This is a genomic window from Halalkalibacter suaedae, assembly GCF_017939705.1.
Lineage (GTDB): Bacteria > Bacillota > Bacilli > Bacillales > Bacillaceae_D > Halalkalibacter > Halalkalibacter suaedae.
Genome location: NZ_JAGKSQ010000001.1, coordinates 95,285 through 113,752 on the forward strand (window position 1 = coordinate 95,285; position 18,468 = coordinate 113,752).

General features: G+C 37.4%; 13 protein-coding genes. 4 read left to right on the forward strand and 9 right to left on the reverse strand.

Going from position 1 to position 18,468, the window contains the following annotated elements:
* The first annotated feature begins 107 nt into the window (after window positions 1-107).
* Window positions 108-1,865, forward strand: coding sequence for a B12-binding domain-containing radical SAM protein (locus J7W16_RS00515; RefSeq protein ID WP_210594977.1), 1,758 nt, complete (start codon window positions 108-110; stop codon window positions 1,863-1,865).
* Window positions 1,866-2,666: 801 nt separating this feature from the next.
* Here J7W16_RS00515 and J7W16_RS00520 read toward each other — a convergent pair.
* The 4 genes from J7W16_RS00520 to J7W16_RS00535 all read right to left on the reverse strand — a co-directional run bounded on the left by J7W16_RS00520 (window position 2,667) and on the right by J7W16_RS00535 (window position 8,019).
* A complete protein-coding gene (locus J7W16_RS00520; protein ID WP_210594978.1) occupies window positions 2,667-3,719 on the reverse strand; it encodes an EAL domain-containing protein in 1,053 nt (350 codons plus the stop codon).
* Window positions 3,720-3,884: 165 nt separating this feature from the next.
* A complete protein-coding gene (gene scpA / locus J7W16_RS00525; protein ID WP_246879781.1) occupies window positions 3,885-6,020 on the reverse strand; it encodes a methylmalonyl-CoA mutase in 2,136 nt (711 codons plus the stop codon).
* A 28-nt stretch (window positions 6,021-6,048) separates the two neighbouring features.
* Complete coding sequence (locus J7W16_RS00530; RefSeq protein WP_210594980.1) at window positions 6,049-7,488, reverse strand: methylmalonyl-CoA mutase family protein; 1,440 nt, start codon at window positions 7,486-7,488, stop codon at window positions 6,049-6,051.
* 234 nt (window positions 7,489-7,722) lie between these two features.
* Window positions 7,723-8,019 (reverse strand): IDEAL domain-containing protein, encoded by a 297-nt coding sequence (locus J7W16_RS00535; protein ID WP_210594981.1) that lies wholly within the window; start codon window positions 8,017-8,019, stop codon window positions 7,723-7,725.
* A gap of 292 nt (window positions 8,020-8,311) precedes the next feature.
* On the opposite strand from J7W16_RS00535, the gene J7W16_RS00540 reads away from it, so the two are divergent.
* Window positions 8,312-8,953 (forward strand): cobalamin B12-binding domain-containing protein, encoded by a 642-nt coding sequence (locus J7W16_RS00540; protein ID WP_210594982.1) that lies wholly within the window; start codon window positions 8,312-8,314, stop codon window positions 8,951-8,953.
* Window positions 8,954-8,972: 19 nt separating this feature from the next.
* Entirely contained in the window at window positions 8,973-9,593 is a 621-nt protein-coding gene (locus J7W16_RS00545; RefSeq protein WP_210594983.1) for a hypothetical protein, read from the forward strand.
* Window positions 9,594-9,681: 88 nt separating this feature from the next.
* Here the strand turns inward: J7W16_RS00545 and J7W16_RS00550 are convergent, their stop codons facing one another.
* The gene (locus J7W16_RS00550; protein ID WP_210594984.1) at window positions 9,682-13,269 is read right to left on the reverse strand and encodes a CheR family methyltransferase; all 3,588 of its coding nucleotides are present in this window, start codon (window positions 13,267-13,269) and stop codon (window positions 9,682-9,684) included.
* 254 nt (window positions 13,270-13,523) lie between these two features.
* On the opposite strand from J7W16_RS00550, the gene J7W16_RS00555 reads away from it, so the two are divergent.
* Complete coding sequence (locus tag J7W16_RS00555; protein ID WP_210594985.1) at window positions 13,524-13,889, forward strand: YhjD family protein; 366 nt, start codon at window positions 13,524-13,526, stop codon at window positions 13,887-13,889.
* A gap of 16 nt (window positions 13,890-13,905) precedes the next feature.
* On the opposite strand, the gene J7W16_RS00560 is transcribed toward J7W16_RS00555, so the two are convergent.
* From J7W16_RS00560 to J7W16_RS00575, 4 genes are all read right to left on the reverse strand, one after another.
* Window positions 13,906-15,069 (reverse strand): cation:proton antiporter, encoded by a 1,164-nt coding sequence (locus tag J7W16_RS00560; RefSeq protein ID WP_210594986.1) that lies wholly within the window; start codon window positions 15,067-15,069, stop codon window positions 13,906-13,908.
* Between the two features lie 368 nt (window positions 15,070-15,437).
* Window positions 15,438-15,797, reverse strand: coding sequence for a response regulator (locus J7W16_RS00565; RefSeq protein WP_210594987.1), 360 nt, complete (start codon window positions 15,795-15,797; stop codon window positions 15,438-15,440).
* 25 nt (window positions 15,798-15,822) lie between these two features.
* The gene (locus J7W16_RS00570) at window positions 15,823-16,275 is read right to left on the reverse strand and encodes a chemotaxis protein CheW (protein ID WP_210594988.1); all 453 of its coding nucleotides are present in this window, start codon (window positions 16,273-16,275) and stop codon (window positions 15,823-15,825) included.
* Window positions 16,276-16,301: 26 nt separating this feature from the next.
* On the reverse strand, window positions 16,302-18,356 hold the full coding sequence (locus J7W16_RS00575) for a chemotaxis protein CheA (protein ID WP_210594989.1): 2,055 nt from the start codon (window positions 18,354-18,356) through the stop codon (window positions 16,302-16,304).
* Between the last annotated feature and the right edge of the window lie 112 nt (window positions 18,357-18,468).

The following is an 18,468-nucleotide window of genomic DNA, read 5'->3' on the forward strand; positions in this document are numbered from 1 at the left end:
CCGCTAATCACTATTGAGAGACTCTTCCTTTTTTCTACTATTTTTCTTGTTCTTCTATCTATGGTATGATCATTCGGTACAAATGAATAGAATTGAGGGATTATGTAATGAAAACCGTCGTTACGACGCTAAATGCTAAATACATTCACACCTGTCTTGCCCTTCGCTGTTTGAAAGCTTACGCTGAACCGGAATTTCCAGTTGAAATGGTTGAATATACAATTAAGGATCCAGTCATGAATATCGTTTCCGACCTATATGAGCGCAAACCCGATGTGATTGGTTTCAGCTGTTATATTTGGAATATCGAAGAAACAACTAAAGTAATTAACATGCTTAAAAAAGTTCTACCTAAAACTAAAATTGTGATCGGTGGCCCTGAGGTTTCATATGACTCAAGAGAATGGCTTGAGCAGTTACCAAATGTTGATTTCATCGTCATCGGTGAAGGTGAAGAAACCTTTAAACATTTGCTTGAAGAGATTTCAACAACTCAAAAATACCATATGGTGTTTGGACTTGCTTATCGTAAAGAGGACGAAATTATTATTACTGCCCCACGTCCAAAGCTAAAGCTAGATGAGCTTATTTCTCCTTACCGTTTTCCAGAGGATATTGATGGTTTATCAAAACGAGTAACCTATTTTGAAACAAGTCGTGGTTGCCCTTACAGTTGTCAGTTCTGTCTTTCATCAATAGAAGTTGGGGTACGCTACATTAATATTGAGCAAGTAAAAGCAGATCTTCTCTATCTAATTGAGAGCGGAGCAAAGCTAATTAAATTCGTTGATCGAACATTTAATATTAAACGTGATTACGCTCTTGAGATATTTAAATTCTTAATTGAGAATCATCAACAATGTGTGTTTCAATTTGAGATTACGGCTGACATTATGCGGCCAGAGGTTCTGCAATATTTGAATGATCATGCTCCAAAGGGGATCTTTCGATTTGAGATTGGCGTTCAATCAACAAATGATGCAACAAATGAACTTGTCCAAAGACGCCAGAATTTCGAGAAATTAACACGAACTGTTACGATGGTTAAAGAGGGCGGAAAAATTGATCAACATTTAGACTTGATTGCTGGTTTGCCGGAAGAAGATTACCAATCTTTCCGAAAAACATTCAATGACGTATTTGCCTTGAGACCTGAGGAAATGCAACTTGGCTTTTTAAAGATGCTTCGTGGGACAGGCCTACGTCTACGTGCCTCTGATCATGACTATGTCTATATGGATCACTCTCCATACGAGATTCTTGAAAATAATGTCCTTACCTTTGATGAGATTATTCGTATGAAAAGAGTCGAAGATGTATTGGAGAAATATTGGAATGATCATCGTATGAATCGTACAGTTGAATATCTCGTCAAGTATGAGTTCGACTCAGCATTTGATTTCTTTCAATTATTTGGTGATTATTGGGATCAGCAAGGCTGGTCAAGAATAGGTCATCAACTTGAAGACTTATTTACTAGGCTACATCAATTTTTAAAATCAAACGGAACCAGAACTTCTCTTTCTACAATTGAAGGTATTATGATGATTGACTTTTTTGATAATCAAAAGCTGAAACCACGTAAAACGTGGTGGCCTTTCTCCTTAGGTAAACAAGAGCAGGCTATGTATTTATCACTCATTGCCGAAAATCCAGAGCTCGTCTCTGAGGATTTCGCTGAATTGAATTTGAAAGAAAAGGACCTACACAAGCATACAATGATTGAGAAGATATCATTCAAGTTGACTGAAAATGGTTACGAAGATGAAGCAAGTCTGCTACTTGCACACTTTGATCCAAAAGCAAATCAATCTAGAATTTATACAATTCCACTTAAGAATATGTATCAACCTCAAGCAAAGTAAAAAAAGGCCACTGAAAACCAAATGGTTTTCAGTGGCCTTTAAGCAATGAGCCGAACCGTTGCATTCTCTTAAGCCCTGCTATGATTGGGTTTCTCATAGCAGCCGTACAACGTGTCTAGCCATTGCTACTCCCTTGAATCTGCTCAAATGGACTTTTTCAGTGGCCTCTGCAAATGTGAAGGATGAGATCCCACACAGTGAAGGAGGCCACTAATAAACGTCACTTTTTGAGTTGGTGTTTGGAGTGAAAATAGGAGACAGGAAAAGATGACCCATATTATGGATGATCTTTTCCTGTCTCCTTCTTTATTTTTTCACTTTTTCGTTTTTTAGGTCTATGTTTCTGAACTTACATGCCGAAAAGACCTGCACTAGAGGATTTTTCGTAACCTATATAGTTTCTTTCATTAGATTCAATATTTCTTTGACAGCTATTAGAACAAGAAACTGCGTGGTTACCTCAGCTGCACCTACTACCTTTTGACAAGAGGATAGAGTTTCATCCTCGTCGTTTGAGTTAGGCTTGTTCGGAGCGACTTTTTACGACCGCTTTTTTTAAATACCAAAAACCTGTCGCCCGTCTCGCTTCGCAAGACCTGGTCGACAGGTTGAAAGTTTGACGATATCAAACTTTTCACTACCTGAAAAATGAACACTTTCAGTGACCTCGCGAAGCACGAGGATGCTCACCGGCTTCCCGCGGAAAGCGAAGTATATTTCAGGAGCGGTGTTCGCCACACTATCTAGATTTGTTCGGGTTTTCTTTCGGTTGAGATACTTTTAACTCAGTCTTCTTTTTCTTTAATTAACTAGTAACGAATGTTCTGCTAGCGGCTTAGCATCCGGTTTCCCAAAATAATACCCTTGAACAAGTGGAATATTAATATCTTTACAAAAATCCACCTCTTCCTTCCTTTCAATTCCCTCCGCTAAAAGCGTCATACCAAACGCATCTGCCACTTCAACAATTTCTCGTATCCTTTGTTGTTTTTCACTACTTTGGTCACAATGATCAATTAACTCTCGATCGATTTTTGCGAAATTAGGCTTCAATTCTTTTAACACTTCCAATGTTGAATAACCCGAACCCAAATCGTCAAGAGCTACTTTCATTCCAGCAGCTTGATAGGTTTGAAAGATCTTTTTGAGATGATTAATATCATCAATCTTTTCTGTTTCAACTACTTCAAATACTAGATCATTAGGATCGACGTCATGCGATTCTACCACTTTAAACGTACTCTTTAAACAATGAGTAGGATCATAGATGGACGACGGTAGGAAGTTAATAAATCGTTTAATTCCTTTTGAGAGAAGCTTCGAACTCACTTCAATTGAAGCGATTCTTGCTTGACTGTCCAAATTAGACTGAAGTCCAGCTTTTTGAGAAAAGGCAAATAGCTCTCCAGGAAAAAAAGCATGCTGTTCGGATACTGGTCTTAATAAAAATTCATATCCATACGCCCTATTTTCTCTTAAATTAAAGATCGGCTGCATATGCTGGGTAAATAGCCGTTGATTGATAATCGTCACATACTCACGATTCGTTAAACGTTGATAGAACTTAGGAAAGGCTACCATATTCGGAAAACGATCATTTACTAATTCATTACTTATATAACTACAAAAAACTTGTTCCTGTTCAAATAAAGTAATATTTCTACCTAAATGGTCAAGAAGAATGTCTAGTTCTTCATACGTGGCATACCGAAGCTTAAAAATGCTTCCTTCCTCTATAAAGTTTAACCCACTGGTCTTTAGCTTTGTTCGTAGACGTTCCTCTTTACAATAGAAAAGAACATATCCACTCGTTTGTAGTTCAGGAAATTGACTACAACTCTGACAATCACTCATTTCATCAACCTCCGAAATAATTTCACAATAAAAGTACTCTTTTAATTGTATACGAAAATGAGATAGTGTGGGAGACTTTATTGAAAAAAATTATACTACTATTATTTTGAAACGAATAGATAAAGGGATAGACCTTTCATTTACCTTGTTTTTCCTCTTTCCTTGCTATCCTTTGTTCGATGTTTCTTTTTCTAATCGATGATTTTCCAAAAGGATTTTCATAATTTCTTTTGCCGCCTCCGGAATAACCGTACCAGGACCAAAAACCGCCGCTACCCCCAAATCAGTTAAAAATGGGATATCCTCCGTTGGAATAATTCCACCAACAATAACGATTAGTTGATTTTCTTTGATCTTTTGAATTTCTTCCATAAGTTGTGATGTTAATTGTTTATGTCCTCCAGCTAATGAACTAAAACCAACAATATCAACTTGCTTTTGCACAGCTTGGTTGGCAATCTCTTTTGGTGTCTGGAACAACGAGCTCATATGAACGTCAAATCCTAAATCATTAAAAGCAGATCCAAGAACCTTTATACCTCGGTCATGACCATCCTGCCCCATCTTTGCCAAAAGAATAGACGGCGTTCTTTTCAACTTCCTAGTGAACTGATCCATTCCACGTTTCATTTTCTCTACTTCGTTCATACTCTGAAATTCTTCTTTATACACTCCCTTTACATACGTAATCGGCTCCTTAAACCTTCCAACAACCTTCTCATATGCCATCGAGATTTCTCCTAATGTCGCACGGGCACGAGCGGCTTCGATTGCAATTTCAAGCAAATTCCCCTTGCCAGTCTGTGCACATTCAGTTAGTGCCTTTAAATAATGCTCGACATCAGTTTGGTTACGTTTTTTCTTGACGATGTTCAAGCTAGCAATTTGACGCTTACGCACTTCCTCAGAAATAGAACGCAGGTCAACCTCCATTTCCTTTTCAAGCTGGTAGTTAGTTACACCAATGATTGTCTCCTGCTTTGAATCAATTCGAGCCTGTCTTCTCGCTGAAGCTTCCTCAATCCGCTTTTGTGGAATTCCTTGTTGAATTGCATGAATCATCCCACCTACCTGTTCAATTTGACGAATATGCTCTAAGGCATCCTCTACAAGTTTGGCTGTTAAATTCTCAAGATAATAAGATCCTCCTAAAGGATCAACGACATTCGTAAGACCTGTCTCCTTTTGTACATACAATTGCGTTTCTCTAGCTAGTCGTGCCGAATATTCACTAGGGAGAGCTAATGCTTCATCGAAGGCATTGGTATGAAGGGATTGCGTATGTCCTAACACTGCAGCAATTGCTTCAATTGTCGTACGAATTAGATTATTATAAGGGTCCTGAGCAGTTAAACTCCACCCAGACGTTTGAGAATGGGCTCTCAAAGACATTGACGTTTCATTTTTCGGCTGAAAGGGTTTAATTAATGTTGCCCAAAGCAAACGTGCAGCACGTAATTTGGCAACTTCCTCAAAATGATTCATTCCTATTCCCCAAAAGAAAGATAATCTAGGGGCAAACTCATCAATCGTCAGTCCTGCTTCAAGACCTGTTTTGATATATTCAATTCCATTACAAAGCGTATAAGCAAGTTCAAGATCAGGCGTCGCTCCAGCCTCCTGCATATGATATCCTGATATACTGACATTATGAAACTTAGGAATTTGTTCTGAATTATATTTTAGTATGTCCGATGTAATTTTCAATGCAGCCTTAGGTGGATAGATATACGTATTCCTAACTAGATACTCTTTTAAAATATCATTTTGAATGGTTCCAGATAACTTCTTTAATGAAACCCCTTGCTCCTCGGCAGCTACAATATAAAAAGCCATAATTGGCAAAATCGCCCCGTTCATCGTCATTGATACAGACATATGATCTAAAGGAATACCATGAAACAAACGAATCATATCTTCAACCGTATCAATAGCAACGCCTGCTTTACCCACATCACTTGCTACATCCGGATGATCTGAGTCATATCCACGATGTGTTGCTAAATCAAAGGCAACGGATAAGCCTTTTTGTCCTGCTGCGACATTTTTTTTATAAAATGCATTACTCTCCTCTGCCGTTGAAAAACCAGAATACTGCCTTATTGTCCATGGTCTTGCTTTGTACATCGCTGGATAAGGTCCTCGCAGAAAAGGAGGAATTCCCGATACATAGTCTAAGTGTGTTAATTCCTTTACATCTTTTTCGGTAAAAAAAAACCTCTCCGTCGCTTCTGCTTCGTTGGAGGGGGGGGTGCTTAGTTGTAGGTCAGAAAATTCCATTTTAGAAAAGTCTATGTCCATAGCATCTTTCCTCCTTATTAATAGCATCTTAACTAGTAGGAGAAGATGTTCTCTCACTCAAAAAACGATGGAGCTCGACAAATGACGCCTTGTTAATGAGTTGTCTTTGAAGTTCCTTGATTAATAAATCAACCTTGTCATTCTGATGCTTCTTTTGTTTTTTCTTTTTTGTTGATAGTGACGGCTTGAGTAAATTAACTCCAGTAAGCCACCTATCAATCACACCTTCTTTAATGGCCTGATCCATTCCGCCAGCGGCTTCAATCTTCTGAAATTTCTCCCACGCTTTCTTTGCTAGTTCCTCTGTCAACTGTTCGACATACCAAGCTCCTCCGATACTATCAAGTGGAAAACTTAACGATGCTTCATCTCGAAGGATAAGTGTCGTATTACGGGCAATTCGTTCAGCAAAAGAAGTTGGTTCCTCGTCGGTATGTGGACTTACATGTAGACTATTCACGCCTGCTAACAAACTAGCAAAAGCTCTGGTTGCTCCTGTAACAATATTCATAGAAGGATCGGTTTTGTTTCTTGTTAATTCTGATGTTTTCGCATGAATAAATGCCTTTTCGGCTTTTTCACCTGCTTGTATTTCCCTCATAATCGCTGCCCAGAGAACCCGAAATGCTCTGATTTTACTTATTTCGGTAAAAAACTGGTCACCAATTGAATATGAAAAGGCAATTCCCGTACTAGCTTCGATTGCCGCTACTCCATGCTGCATCGTCTGTCTTACGTACTCAAGTCCAGTCGACAGGGCAATCGCTATTTCTGATGAAGGACAAGCTCCATGATTATGATAGAAATGTGTCTGGACTAGAATTGGTTTGATCGAAGGCATATACCTTTTTGTCCATTGAACCGCTTGTGCCATGTAAAGATAGATATCTTCGTTTGCATAAGATAGCAAACCATTATTAACAAATTGATGGAGCGGATCGGCACCAATAATTCCTTTAAAAGAGTTAATGTCTCCCTCATCAATCAAAAGTTTAAGAGCAGCAAGAATTGGCAGGCTCACAACCCCTGTATCGAGATGAATTCTATGCTTAGTGAAGTCAATACCTCTAAGTAATGTTTCAATATCATTGACATTTTTAAGGATAACCCCTTCGTTTTTCTTGGCCTGGTTAACTCCTTTTATACTTTCATCTAAACAAATATGGTAGACATCGAGTCCACTAAGAAAGCCAAGTCTTGCTTTAGCATTTACCATCCTTGGATCTTGTCCTACGAGTTCCTGGCTAATTAAACAAGGCTTCAAATGAGAGGTTGTTCCCCTGACGTAAGGGTACCTTCCAGGCTCTGTTAATGGGATCATTGAATCATCTTCACTATCCCTGCGATACATAAGCTTCATTCTAATTCCATCTTCAATTTCCGTTTCTTGTTCCTGCTTACTCAATGTTTGATTGACTAGGTTCTGCCAGTTCTCATTTGTTGGATAAGGAAAGTCACTGTTGTTCACTCTAGTTGTGCCTCCAATGGAATGTCTTTAGATCCTGAACACGATCTGGTTTTTCATAGCAGGCGTGAGACATGTGAAGCCACTGCTTCTAAAGAGCTCATTCTTAGCAGCCCGTTTTCCTTAGCTTCCTTTGTATATATTGTATTTTCACCTATGCATGAATATGATTAACGGTTTACCTACCTTTACAAGAAAAAAAGTCTAAAAAGGCTATCCTTTTTAGACTTCATTTAACTATTCAAATGGTAGGTATACTTCAAAACCGTCTTCTCGAATTGTTTTACCTTCTCGATGTGCGTAAAGTAACTCATTATATTTTGTAGAATGCGTTAAAAAGGCTTCCTTATCTCTTTTTTCGAGGGCTTGATCAATCAACCCTTCTAGTTGGTTTTTATTATAATGATAAAGAGAATACTCTAGAATTGCCTGTGCGTAGAGAGAATGAACGGTCTTTTTGGAACGTCTCTGTAATGTTCCAATCAATTGTAATTGCTTCATCACCTTTTTATCCAATGCGAATTGATTTTCCATAGTACTTTACCTCCCTACTTTAACTTACAGACTATATACCCTCTCCTATTTCAGCATAAACGCTGTAAACTCCTTCTCAAAAAAATCTATTAATTTTTACTTTTTACGTTTAACTAGAACAACATAAGGGTATAGTTACTTGTTTGTACCTAATTCAGCTTAAAATGATCGTTTATGAGATCATTTCATCTTAGTTTTTAACACTATTTTTCTAGCATTAATTGATTTCGCCATTCTATTATTTATCATGTATAATACGTTTATTACTTATTCGCGAGAGGAGATTGACCTAATGGAAGAGAGCAGCAAAAGACTCGCACATGCCTTTTTGCAAGGGGACATTCACTCAAGCTGGCAAATTGTTCAAGAGCATATCAATCAAGGTATGAATAGTTATTATATCTATGAACATCTTCTATCGAAGGCGATGTACTCGATTGGAGACATGTGGGAGGAAAACATAATTACTGTTGCAGATGAACATATCGCAACTGGCGTCTGTGACTTTATTTTGAGTCGTTATGCGTTTAATCATATTAATACAAATAATCACGATAAAAGAGCGATGTTTTTTTGTGTGGAGGGTGAAGAGCATTTCTTAGGAATTAAGATGGTTAATGCCCTGTTTCAAGAAAATGGCTGGGACGTTCGTTTCTTAGGTCCTAATCTACCACTTGAATATGCCCTTTATTCTATTCAGAATTTCAAACCTCATGTTGTTGGTATCTCTGTATCACTTTCAACTCAACTTCCACAATTGGAGGAGTATGTAAACAAAATAAATAGCTTAAAAGAGCGGCCAGATATTATTATCGGTAGTCGGCTAGGACCAATGCTCTCTATTTTCGAAAATATGCCCAATGTCCATTTTATTCATTCGTTACAAGAAATAAGAGCTTGGTTTGAGGAAGTGCCATTACAACTATCTAATTAAACAGGAAGGAGTGAAAGTCATGGATGTAAAGTCAGGAATGCCAGTACCTTATTTTGAAGTAAATCAGCAGTTAGATATCCTCTCGCATTCAGAGCATGCTTCTAGCCTATTTGCCTCGGTACTTAATTTCCTTTCTCTCGTTGATACTGGTAGTAAGAAGAAAGTCATGAATCAGCTTCTTTCCAAAACGGCTATGCAATCTTTTGAATGTAATTTACGCACGTTTCATAATCCATTAACCTTATTTCAAATCTACGCCCAATGGGATGATGGCATCGGTAAGATTGTATGTATTGAAAAGGAAACTGAGTATCGACAAGCAACCCATATTCTTCATAAGCTACGTGAACAACTCCACTCCGCAGACTTTCATGATTATGAAAACCAGATGCGGAAAGATTTACTGCCGTTGCTTAATGTTAATGTAAGTGATCTAAATCGTTTGTCACTTAGTGAATACTCCGGCTCCTTAGCTGATATACCGACTAAAATCGAAACGGTTTTAGATTTGTTAAGTGTTCTTCGTCCAGAATTAATTGAAATAGGGAAAAGTGACTATCTCGACCTAGTCACAAATGAACTTACAAATATTCGTGCAATCATTCATTACCTGCTTGCAGTTGTACCCGAAGAAAGATAAAAAGGAGTGTCCGAAAGGTATGATTTTACCCTTTTTGGACACTCCTTTGATTGTGGCATGTTGAACTAGTAATTCCATCTATCTTAACCTACTGCTTAATTGGTAGCTGGATTGTCACAGTGGTTCCTTCCCCAAGTTCACTATCAAACTTCATTACCCCTTGATGACTTTGTACAATACGATAGCTAACCATCATTCCGAGTCCGGTTCCCTTTTCCTTTGTTGTGTAAAAAGGTTCACCAATCTTCTCCAGACGATCTTTCGGGATTCCCTTTCCTTCATCGCGGAAGGTCAATTCGACTTTCTCATTTACCAATCCAGCCGAAATATAAATATTTCCTCCATCTGGCATAGCCTCAATCGCATTTCGTACAATATTAATGAACACTTGCTTAAGTTCTTTATCGCAGCATTCAATATCTGGTAATTCTAATTCAAATGAATGAATAAGTTGAATATTATTCATAATAGCTTGGGTTTCAAGAAGCATAATAACGTCTTTCAAAATCGTTGTCACACTACCAGCTTCAAATGTTACTGCGTGCGGTCTTGCAAGAACAAGTAATTCATTAATAATCAATTCAATCCGATTAAATTCATTAGACATGATTCCTAAATATTGTTGATTACTCGCACTATCTGCCTGCATTAATTGTAAAAATCCTTTTAAAGCCGTCAGTGGATTACGAATTTCGTGAGCTATTCCCGCTGCCATTTCACCTAGTGCTGAGAGCATTTCTGATTTTCGTAATAAATTCTCTGCGTTCCGCTTATCCGTAATATCCTCTGCGACACGCAGGAATTGCTGGATCTGATATGATTCATTCAAAATCGGCATGAATGTGACATCTTCCCAACGTTCCTCACCACTTCGAGTCACATATAAGCTAGTCCCGTCCCATCTTTGTCCTTGCTTTGTCGCTTTCCAGCTTTCATCAAGACTAATTTTGGTCTGCTCATTTCGATAGATATCAAAGATCGATGTCCCTTTTAAATCTAATCGACTAAGTCCCATATTCTTTTCATACGTTTCATTTACATAATCAACAATCCCATTTTGATCGACAATCATAATACTTGCAGGACTTTGCTCGAGTGCAAATGATTGAATTTTCATCGTTTCATTCAATTCTTTCATTTCAGTAATATCCAAAAATGTAATGACTACCCCGCGGATGAAGTTTTCCTTTGTCCGGTAAGGATGCAAGCGAAGTCGGTACCATCTACCATCCTGACTCTGAACAGTTTTTTCCTTTTTATGGTGTGTACTTAACACATTTTCTGCGTCTTGTATTAATTGATTGTATACGAGATTATGTGACAAATGAGCAAGAGGTCTACCAATGTCAACCTCTATCAAATTGATTAGTTTTGTAACTTCAGGTGTAAAGCGTTTAATATTAAGGTGCTCATCTAAAAAGACTGTAGCAATCGTTGTACTTATTAATAGGTTATCAATATCATTGTTCAGATCAGTAAGCTCTTTGATTTTGTTCTGGTGCTCGACGTTTACGTTCACCAATTCCTCATTAACTGATTGCAGCTCTTCGTTAGAGCTTTGTAATTCTTCGTTTGCTGCGATCAATTCTTCATTTGTTGATTGATATTCCTCATTAGAAGTTTCAAGCTCTTCAATCATTGTCTGTAATGTTTCTTTCGTATAGGCAAGTTCATTCTCCAGATCAACGATGTGCTGGTGAATGTTCTGATCATGGTCATACTGTCTTACTTCAGTGATTGCTTGTATCGTGCTATCTGGCTTTTCTTCATTGATTAAAATAACGCATAGCGAAGCTGATTTATCATTTCCTATTGTTAAAGGTTTGACGGTTAAACTGACATATTCACTTTCTTCATCTGGAGAAAGTTGAATATGATCGAAACTAACTTCATCTTCTTCCTCTATTCGTACCTTTTTTAAAGCTGTGCCAATTGCAATAGATAGGTTAACCGGAACTAGCTTCAACACATTGAAAGTGACATTCCCAATAGGAAGCTTCGCATACTTTTGGACATTTCCTCCTGTTAATACGATCTCATTTTCATGATTTACGACTAGGCTTGCCGAAGCAAACTGATCGAGAATTGTTTCATAGATCGGAGTTAATGGTTTTTGCGAAGGATTTGCTTCTTGATATGGGACAAAACTCTTCGCTCCCACTTGTTTTTCTGTTCTCGTTGTTTTTTGTACTCGTAGCATATTACTGTAATCTCTCTTTGTTGAATCAATATATCTGAAAATTTTCCACTTGTGGTGCACGGGTTCAAATAAATCTGTTAGTTTACCAATTGTTTCACTTGGCCCTAAAAACATAAATCCATCTTTTCTTAAAGCAAAATGAAACATTGATAATACTTTTTGCTGCAAATCGGTTTGAAAATAAATTAACATATTTCTACATGTGACTAAGTCTACATTAACAAATGGTGAATCCTTTGCAATATTATGGGGAGCGAAAATAATCATCTGCCTAATTTCTTTTTTGACATGATAGGTCGCTCCATCATAATCAAAAAAACGCATGATTCTTTCTTCAGAAACTCCTACAATCGCTTGATCCCCGTAGCTTCCGGTGCTTGCAGTCGCGATCGCATCACGGTCTAAATCTGTTGCAAAGATTTTGACATTAAAATGTTCATTCACTTTGTCTAAATACTCTCGAATTAATATTGCAATTGAATAGGCTTCTTCGCCAGTTGAACAACCAGCAATCCAAACTCGTAAGTCATGTTCGCGTTGTTCAATCTTTTGATTAATTAATGCCGGAATGACCTGGGTTGCAATTACTTCAAAAGCAGCTTGGTCTCGAAAGAATTCTGTTACATTAATAAGTAAATCTTTTTGAAGGCTGACAATTTCTTCTGGATGGTCTATTAAATATTCTTTGTAATCTTCTAAACGATAAAAAGGGAATTGGTTAACCTGAATCCGCTTTTCGATTCGTCTTAATATTGTTGCCCGTTTATATGAAGTGAAGTTTATTCCACTTTTCCGTTGAATAAATGAGCAAATCTGCTCAATGACTTGATCTGTTGCCTCTTCATTTGAAAAGTGCAACTGCTCTTTTTGTACTTGACTTACTTTTTCAAAAATACTAGACATATTTTTGGGAGTATCAACATAGTCAACCTTCCCTGTCTCAATTGCATGGACAGGCATCTCATCAAATTTAGCACTGGAAGCTTGCTGTGCAATGACAGTGCCACCAGATTCATAGACATTAACAATCCCTAATGAACCATCATTTCCTTTTCCTGACAAGACCACTGCAATGCTCTTCTCTCTTCTTTCCTTTGCAAGTGAGGTGAAGAAATGATCAATAGGATATGTCAGTGATTTTTGTTCCTTTAGTTCTTTAACCTTAAAATATTCTCCATCAAGTTCAATTAATGTTCTCGGCCTAGCTAAATATATTTGATTAGCGGAAAGCTTTGTTCCGTTTTCTATATGCTGTATTGAAAGCTTTGTTTTTTTGGCAAGCAGTTCATCCATATAGCTCTTAAATTTTGGTGATAAATGTTGAACCACAACATAAGCCATCCCAGAATCTGTTGAAACATGTTCAAATAAATGTTCTAATGCTTCAAGACTTCCGGCAGAGGCACCAATTCCAACAACATGAATACGTTCATCTAGCTTTTGTACTTCTTGCTGGTCCTTTTCCAGTAAACTCAAATCACTCACCTGCCATTCTTCTTTCAACCAAAATAGAAAATTTCAGTAGATTTCATTTCTACAACTCGAATATTATACCATTAGTAATCTAAACGGAACAATAAGTAGCGAGGATTTATGTAGATTGTCTACATATTGTTTTCTTTCTCCCTATCACAATTCCCTTTCAGTTACAAAAAATCATTAATAAATAATTGTATTTCATCACTACCAAGGCTATAATAAGAACATAAGTTCCCTTTTGGAGGTGGATGATGTTGAAGCTAACATCCGAAGAACAGCGTATGATTCGTTTATTTATTTTGCTAACCATTTCAAGAAAAGCACTCGAAACTGACTGGATCCAACTAGAAAAAGCTTCACTTCGCCTACAAGATCCATATTTAGAATTAACACGTGCGACACTTGATCGAATTAGCAAGGAAATGTCGGAAATCAAACAGTATATGTTTCGCCATCAAATGAAAGTAGAAAAGCAGAAGAATGATGGGTTATTTACAGAGTATTTTTACCATTGTCGAGGTTATAGTGGAAGCATGCGTATCCTTAACACCCATTTAAAAAATCAAGTTCACGACTATATTACATCCTGTTTCACGACAATAAGCCGACCATCATGAGGTCGACTTATTGTGTCTATGACATTTTCTTAGCTTGACTTGCTTTTTTACTTCTGTAAATCATCTTTGTTAGTCGAGGGGCAAATTGAAAGAGAATAATGCCCGTTATCGCCGAGATTAAAATGAAGACACTACTAAATGCTCTAACAGTGCTCGTAGCAAGTGCAGCAAAAATAATTGAGAACTCTCCCCGCTGTGTTAACGAAAGCCCTGCTCTGAGAGCAACCTGCTTAGAAAGACCAAATAATCTTCCTCCATATATACCGACAATTAGTTTTGCAATAATTGACCAGATAAAGACTGCAACTAACAGACCAATCATTGGTACCCCTTCATCAAACGAGATTGTCGTTCCAAAATAGACAAAAAATAATGGAAGTGTTAAATCACGAATCGGAATAATAAGACCTTCGAGCTGGTGAGTTCGACGCACCTCGGCAATCATAATTCCTGCTAGAAAAGCACCAAGTACTTCTGATAAGTCAAGATATAGAGCGAATCCTCCATAGGCTAAAGCAAGTCCAATCACAAAGACAATAAAAACATCCTTATTCATATGACGATCAAAGAAAATACCTAACTTGCCAAACAGAAAACGACCGATAAGAAGAGCACTGATCGTTAATCCAACTATTTTTCCAAGTAATAATAACATTGAACCAAATGTCAATTGATCTCCTGTTGTCACCCCTACTAGAATAGCCACTAGTACTGGTGCAACTAGATCTTCAAAGATTAATAATCCTAAAATGAATTCTGATTCGGGGTTTTCCATTCGCTTCGAGCTTTCCAGCAATTTAGCTGTAATCGAGGAGCTTGTTGCATAAACAACTCCACCAACAATGAAGGAAGGAATCACATCAACACCCATCACTAAACAAATAGCCGTTGATACGCCAAAGTTTAGTAATACATCGATAGAACCAGCCGGAGTTACTCGTTTGGCGACATTCACTAAATCCTTAATCGGAAATTCCATACCAAGCATGAAAAACAAAAGAACAATACCAACTTCACTAGCAAAATGTAATAAGTGAGACTCAGACAACAATCCTGCTAGAACGATCCCTAACAATATATAAATAATCACTTCTGGAATTTTGTACTTTGCACCAAGAAAACCCGTTACAAATAAAAGTAGTAGAACAAGGCCCGCTCCGAGTAATTCCGGAAATTCCACTATGATTACACCGCCTCTCATTTAACAGAGCCGTTTGAACCCTATAATCTCTACTTTTTTCCAGTTATCATCGTCGTGCCCCGCTATCTAATCTTGAACTGCTTCGAGACTATCAAATAGCTTCCTGCCAACAATAGAACTCCAGAATTCTCGCATCTCGCCTTCCTCTAGCATTTCAACTGTTACTGGGTACACTTCTTAAATCTATACCCATTTCATGACAATTTAACTCTTATATAGTTTGATTTTGTTAATAAAGATCGGTTGTTCATTCTTCTATATGTCTTTTAAGTTGGACAAAAAAAGGCATCCTGTCAAATAATTGACAAGGATACCTCATTGATGTTATTCAAAGTTAAGTTAAAACATTAACCTAATACTTTTTTAATTGCTTCTAGTACACGATCAGCTTGGAAAGGTTTTACGATAAAGTCCTTTGCACCTGACTGGATTGCATCAATAACCATTGATTGTTGTCCCATCGCTGAGCACATAATAACCTTAGCTCCACTGTCAATCTTTCTAATTTCCTTTAATGCTTGGATTCCATCCATTTCAGGCATAGTAATATCCATTGTTACTAGATCTGGACTTACTTCCTTAAACTTTTCGATTGCTTCTGCACCGTTAGCAGCTTCACCAGCAATTTCAAACCCATTTTTTGATAGTATATCTTTAATCATCATTCGCATAAATGCCGCGTCGTCAACAATTAGAACAGATGCCATATCAATCACCTCATTATTCTATAAATTAAATTTCAGATACCTGAATGACTTTTTCTAAATTTAATAAAGTAAAAAGTCTTTTTTCCAATTTTACTACTCCACGTAAATAATCCGTTTCTACTCCACCAACCACTTCTGGACTTGGTTCAATTTTCTCGACCGGAACATCAATTACATCGTTTGCCCCATCGACAATGAATCCCATTTCAAGGCCATCTTTTGAAACAACGAGTATACGAGTTGAATCGTCATACTCTTTCTCTTCTAAACCAAAACGTGTACGAAGGTTCAAAATAGGTGTAATAACCCCGCGTAAGTTCATAACTCCAGTAACGAAAGGAAATGTACGTGGAATTCTAGTCACCGGCTGCATTCTCTCAATTGATTGGATATAATCTACTTCAATTGCATACTCTTCATTTTCCAATTGAAAAACAATTAATTTCAGATCTGATTTAACAGCTGCTTCATTTGACAATGTAAGAGGCCTCCCTTCTAAATGAATTACTTAATGAGTGCATTTGTATCAACAATAAGAGCAACTTGACCATTACCGAGGATAGTCGCTCCAGAAATAGCGAAAATATCCTTCAAATAGTTTCCAAGTGACTTAAGAACAATATCATGCTGTCCAATTAAGGAATCAACCACTAATCCAGCAACCTTGTCTCCCTTATGCACAATAACAAGTGAGAAAAGCTCTTCATCAATAACATCACCAGGTACTTGGAATACTTCTTTTAAATAAACAAGAGGTACAACCTTCCCTCTAAAATCAATGACTTTTTGTCCGTGAGCACTGTAAATATCACTCTTGCTAATAATTGCGGTCTCAACAATTGACGATAATGGAATCGCGTATTTTTCATCTCTCACTTCAACAAGCATGACATCAATAATTGACAATGTTAAAGGTAACTGAATTGAGAAAACCGATCCTTTTCCTAAGACAGAGTTAACTGTAACGACGCCACCTAAAGATTCAAATGTATTTCTGACAACGTCTAAACCAACACCTCTACCAGAAACATCAGTGATCTTCTCAGCTGTACTAAATCCAGATGAGAATAGTAATCCAAATACTTGCTGATCTGTCATCTTCTCGGCATCTTCCTCAGTTACAACACCATTTGACAATGCTTTATTCAGTACTTTCTCACGGTCAATTCCAGCACCATCATCTTCAATTTCAATGAAAACATTATTACCAGAATGGTATGCTTTTAGAACAACAGTACCTTCCTCTGGCTTACCATTTGCCACACGAACAGCAGGTGTTTCAATGCCGTGATCAATTGAATTACGCAGAAGATGCACAAGTGGATCACCGATCTCATCGATAATCGTACGATCAAGCTCCGTTTCAGCACCAATAATTTGTAAATTCACTTGCTTCTTTAGATCTTTGGAAAGACTACGAACCATTCGAGGGAAGCGATTGAATACCTGCTCAACAGGCATCATTCTCATATTTAAAATAATTTCCTGTAAATCTCCTGAAATTCTAGACATACGTTCAACTGTTTCATTTAGCTCATTATTACGAAGCTCACTAGCAATCTGTTCAAGACGTCCTCTGTCAATAACAAGCTCTTCAAATAAATTCATTAACACATCTAGTCTTTCAATGTTTACACGAATTGTTTTATTACCTTCTGCCTTTTTCGCGGGAGTATTTCCTTCTTCTTGTTTTTTAGAGGCAACTGGTTGCTTTGAATTTGAAGTTGCGATATTGGCTTCTTCAGATGAAGAATTGTTCTCCTCATTCTGTTCCTTTGATGGTGCTGAAATATTCATTAAATCCAGTTTCTTTACATCAACATTTGTAACCTCAGACACTTTAAGGATTCGCTGCTGGATTTCTTCGCCGCTAGTCTTTGAAACAATTGTAATTAAAAAGCTTTGATCAAACTTTTCTTCTTCAAGTTCTTCTGCAGGAGGAGTTGATTTAATCACTTCACCAACTTGTTCAACAACATCGAAGACCATGAACACACGAGCAGCTTTTAACATTGCACGTTCGTCTAATGTCACTTCAATCTGAAATGCTTCAAAACCTTGTTCAGCCGATTGGTCAAGTATCGTCCGTTCATATTCATCATAACTCTCGTTAGAAAGAACCTGAACTGGAGGAGCAGACTCACTACTCTCGGTAATTTGATCTGTTGTAACAGGAGATTCGCCTTTTTCAATCTGTTCTAATTGTTTAACAACAGTTGAAACATCTCGTTTCCCGTCTCCACCCTCAGCTATATGATTTACCATTGCTTCTAGATCATCTACGGCAGAGAATACAACATCCAATACAGTTGATGTTGCTTCTAGCTTTGAATTACGAATTAAATCAAGTACATTTTCCATATTATGAGTTAAATGAGCAAGATCCTCAAATCCCATTGTTGCAGCCATGCCTTTTAACGTATGAGCAGAACGGAAAATTTCTCCAACAATAGACAAGTCTCCAGGGGCTTGCTCCAATTTTAGTAAATTGTCGTTAACGGCTTGTAGATGCTCTTGACTTTCGTCCAAAAAGACATCTAAATACTCTGAATTAACCAAGATTATCACCTCGATGTATGAAATAACCGCTGAGTTTACTTAATTTGCAAACGACAAACGGAGCTTTTTTTTCATAATAGCACATTTTTCGTCAAAAAATGCAGATTCTTAG

Bases quoted from the DNA above. Each gene is read 5' to 3' on its own strand.
- J7W16_RS00515 (WP_210594977.1), top strand. From the start codon at position 108: ATGAAAACCGTCGTTACGACGCTAAATGCTAAATACATTCACACCTGT.
- J7W16_RS00520 (WP_210594978.1), bottom strand. From the start codon at position 3,719: ATGAGTGATTGTCAGAGTTGTAGTCAATTTCCTGAACTACAAACGAGT.
- scpA (WP_246879781.1), bottom strand. From the start codon at position 6,020: ATGGACATAGACTTTTCTAAAATGGAATTTTCTGACCTACAACTAAGC.
- J7W16_RS00535 (WP_210594981.1), bottom strand. From the start codon at position 8,019: ATGGAAAATCAATTCGCATTGGATAAAAAGGTGATGAAGCAATTACAA.
- J7W16_RS00540 (WP_210594982.1), top strand. From the start codon at position 8,312: ATGGAAGAGAGCAGCAAAAGACTCGCACATGCCTTTTTGCAAGGGGAC.
- J7W16_RS00545 (WP_210594983.1), top strand. From the start codon at position 8,973: ATGGATGTAAAGTCAGGAATGCCAGTACCTTATTTTGAAGTAAATCAG.
- J7W16_RS00555 (WP_210594985.1), top strand. From the start codon at position 13,524: ATGTTGAAGCTAACATCCGAAGAACAGCGTATGATTCGTTTATTTATT.
- J7W16_RS00565 (WP_210594987.1), bottom strand. From the start codon at position 15,797: ATGGCATCTGTTCTAATTGTTGACGACGCGGCATTTATGCGAATGATG.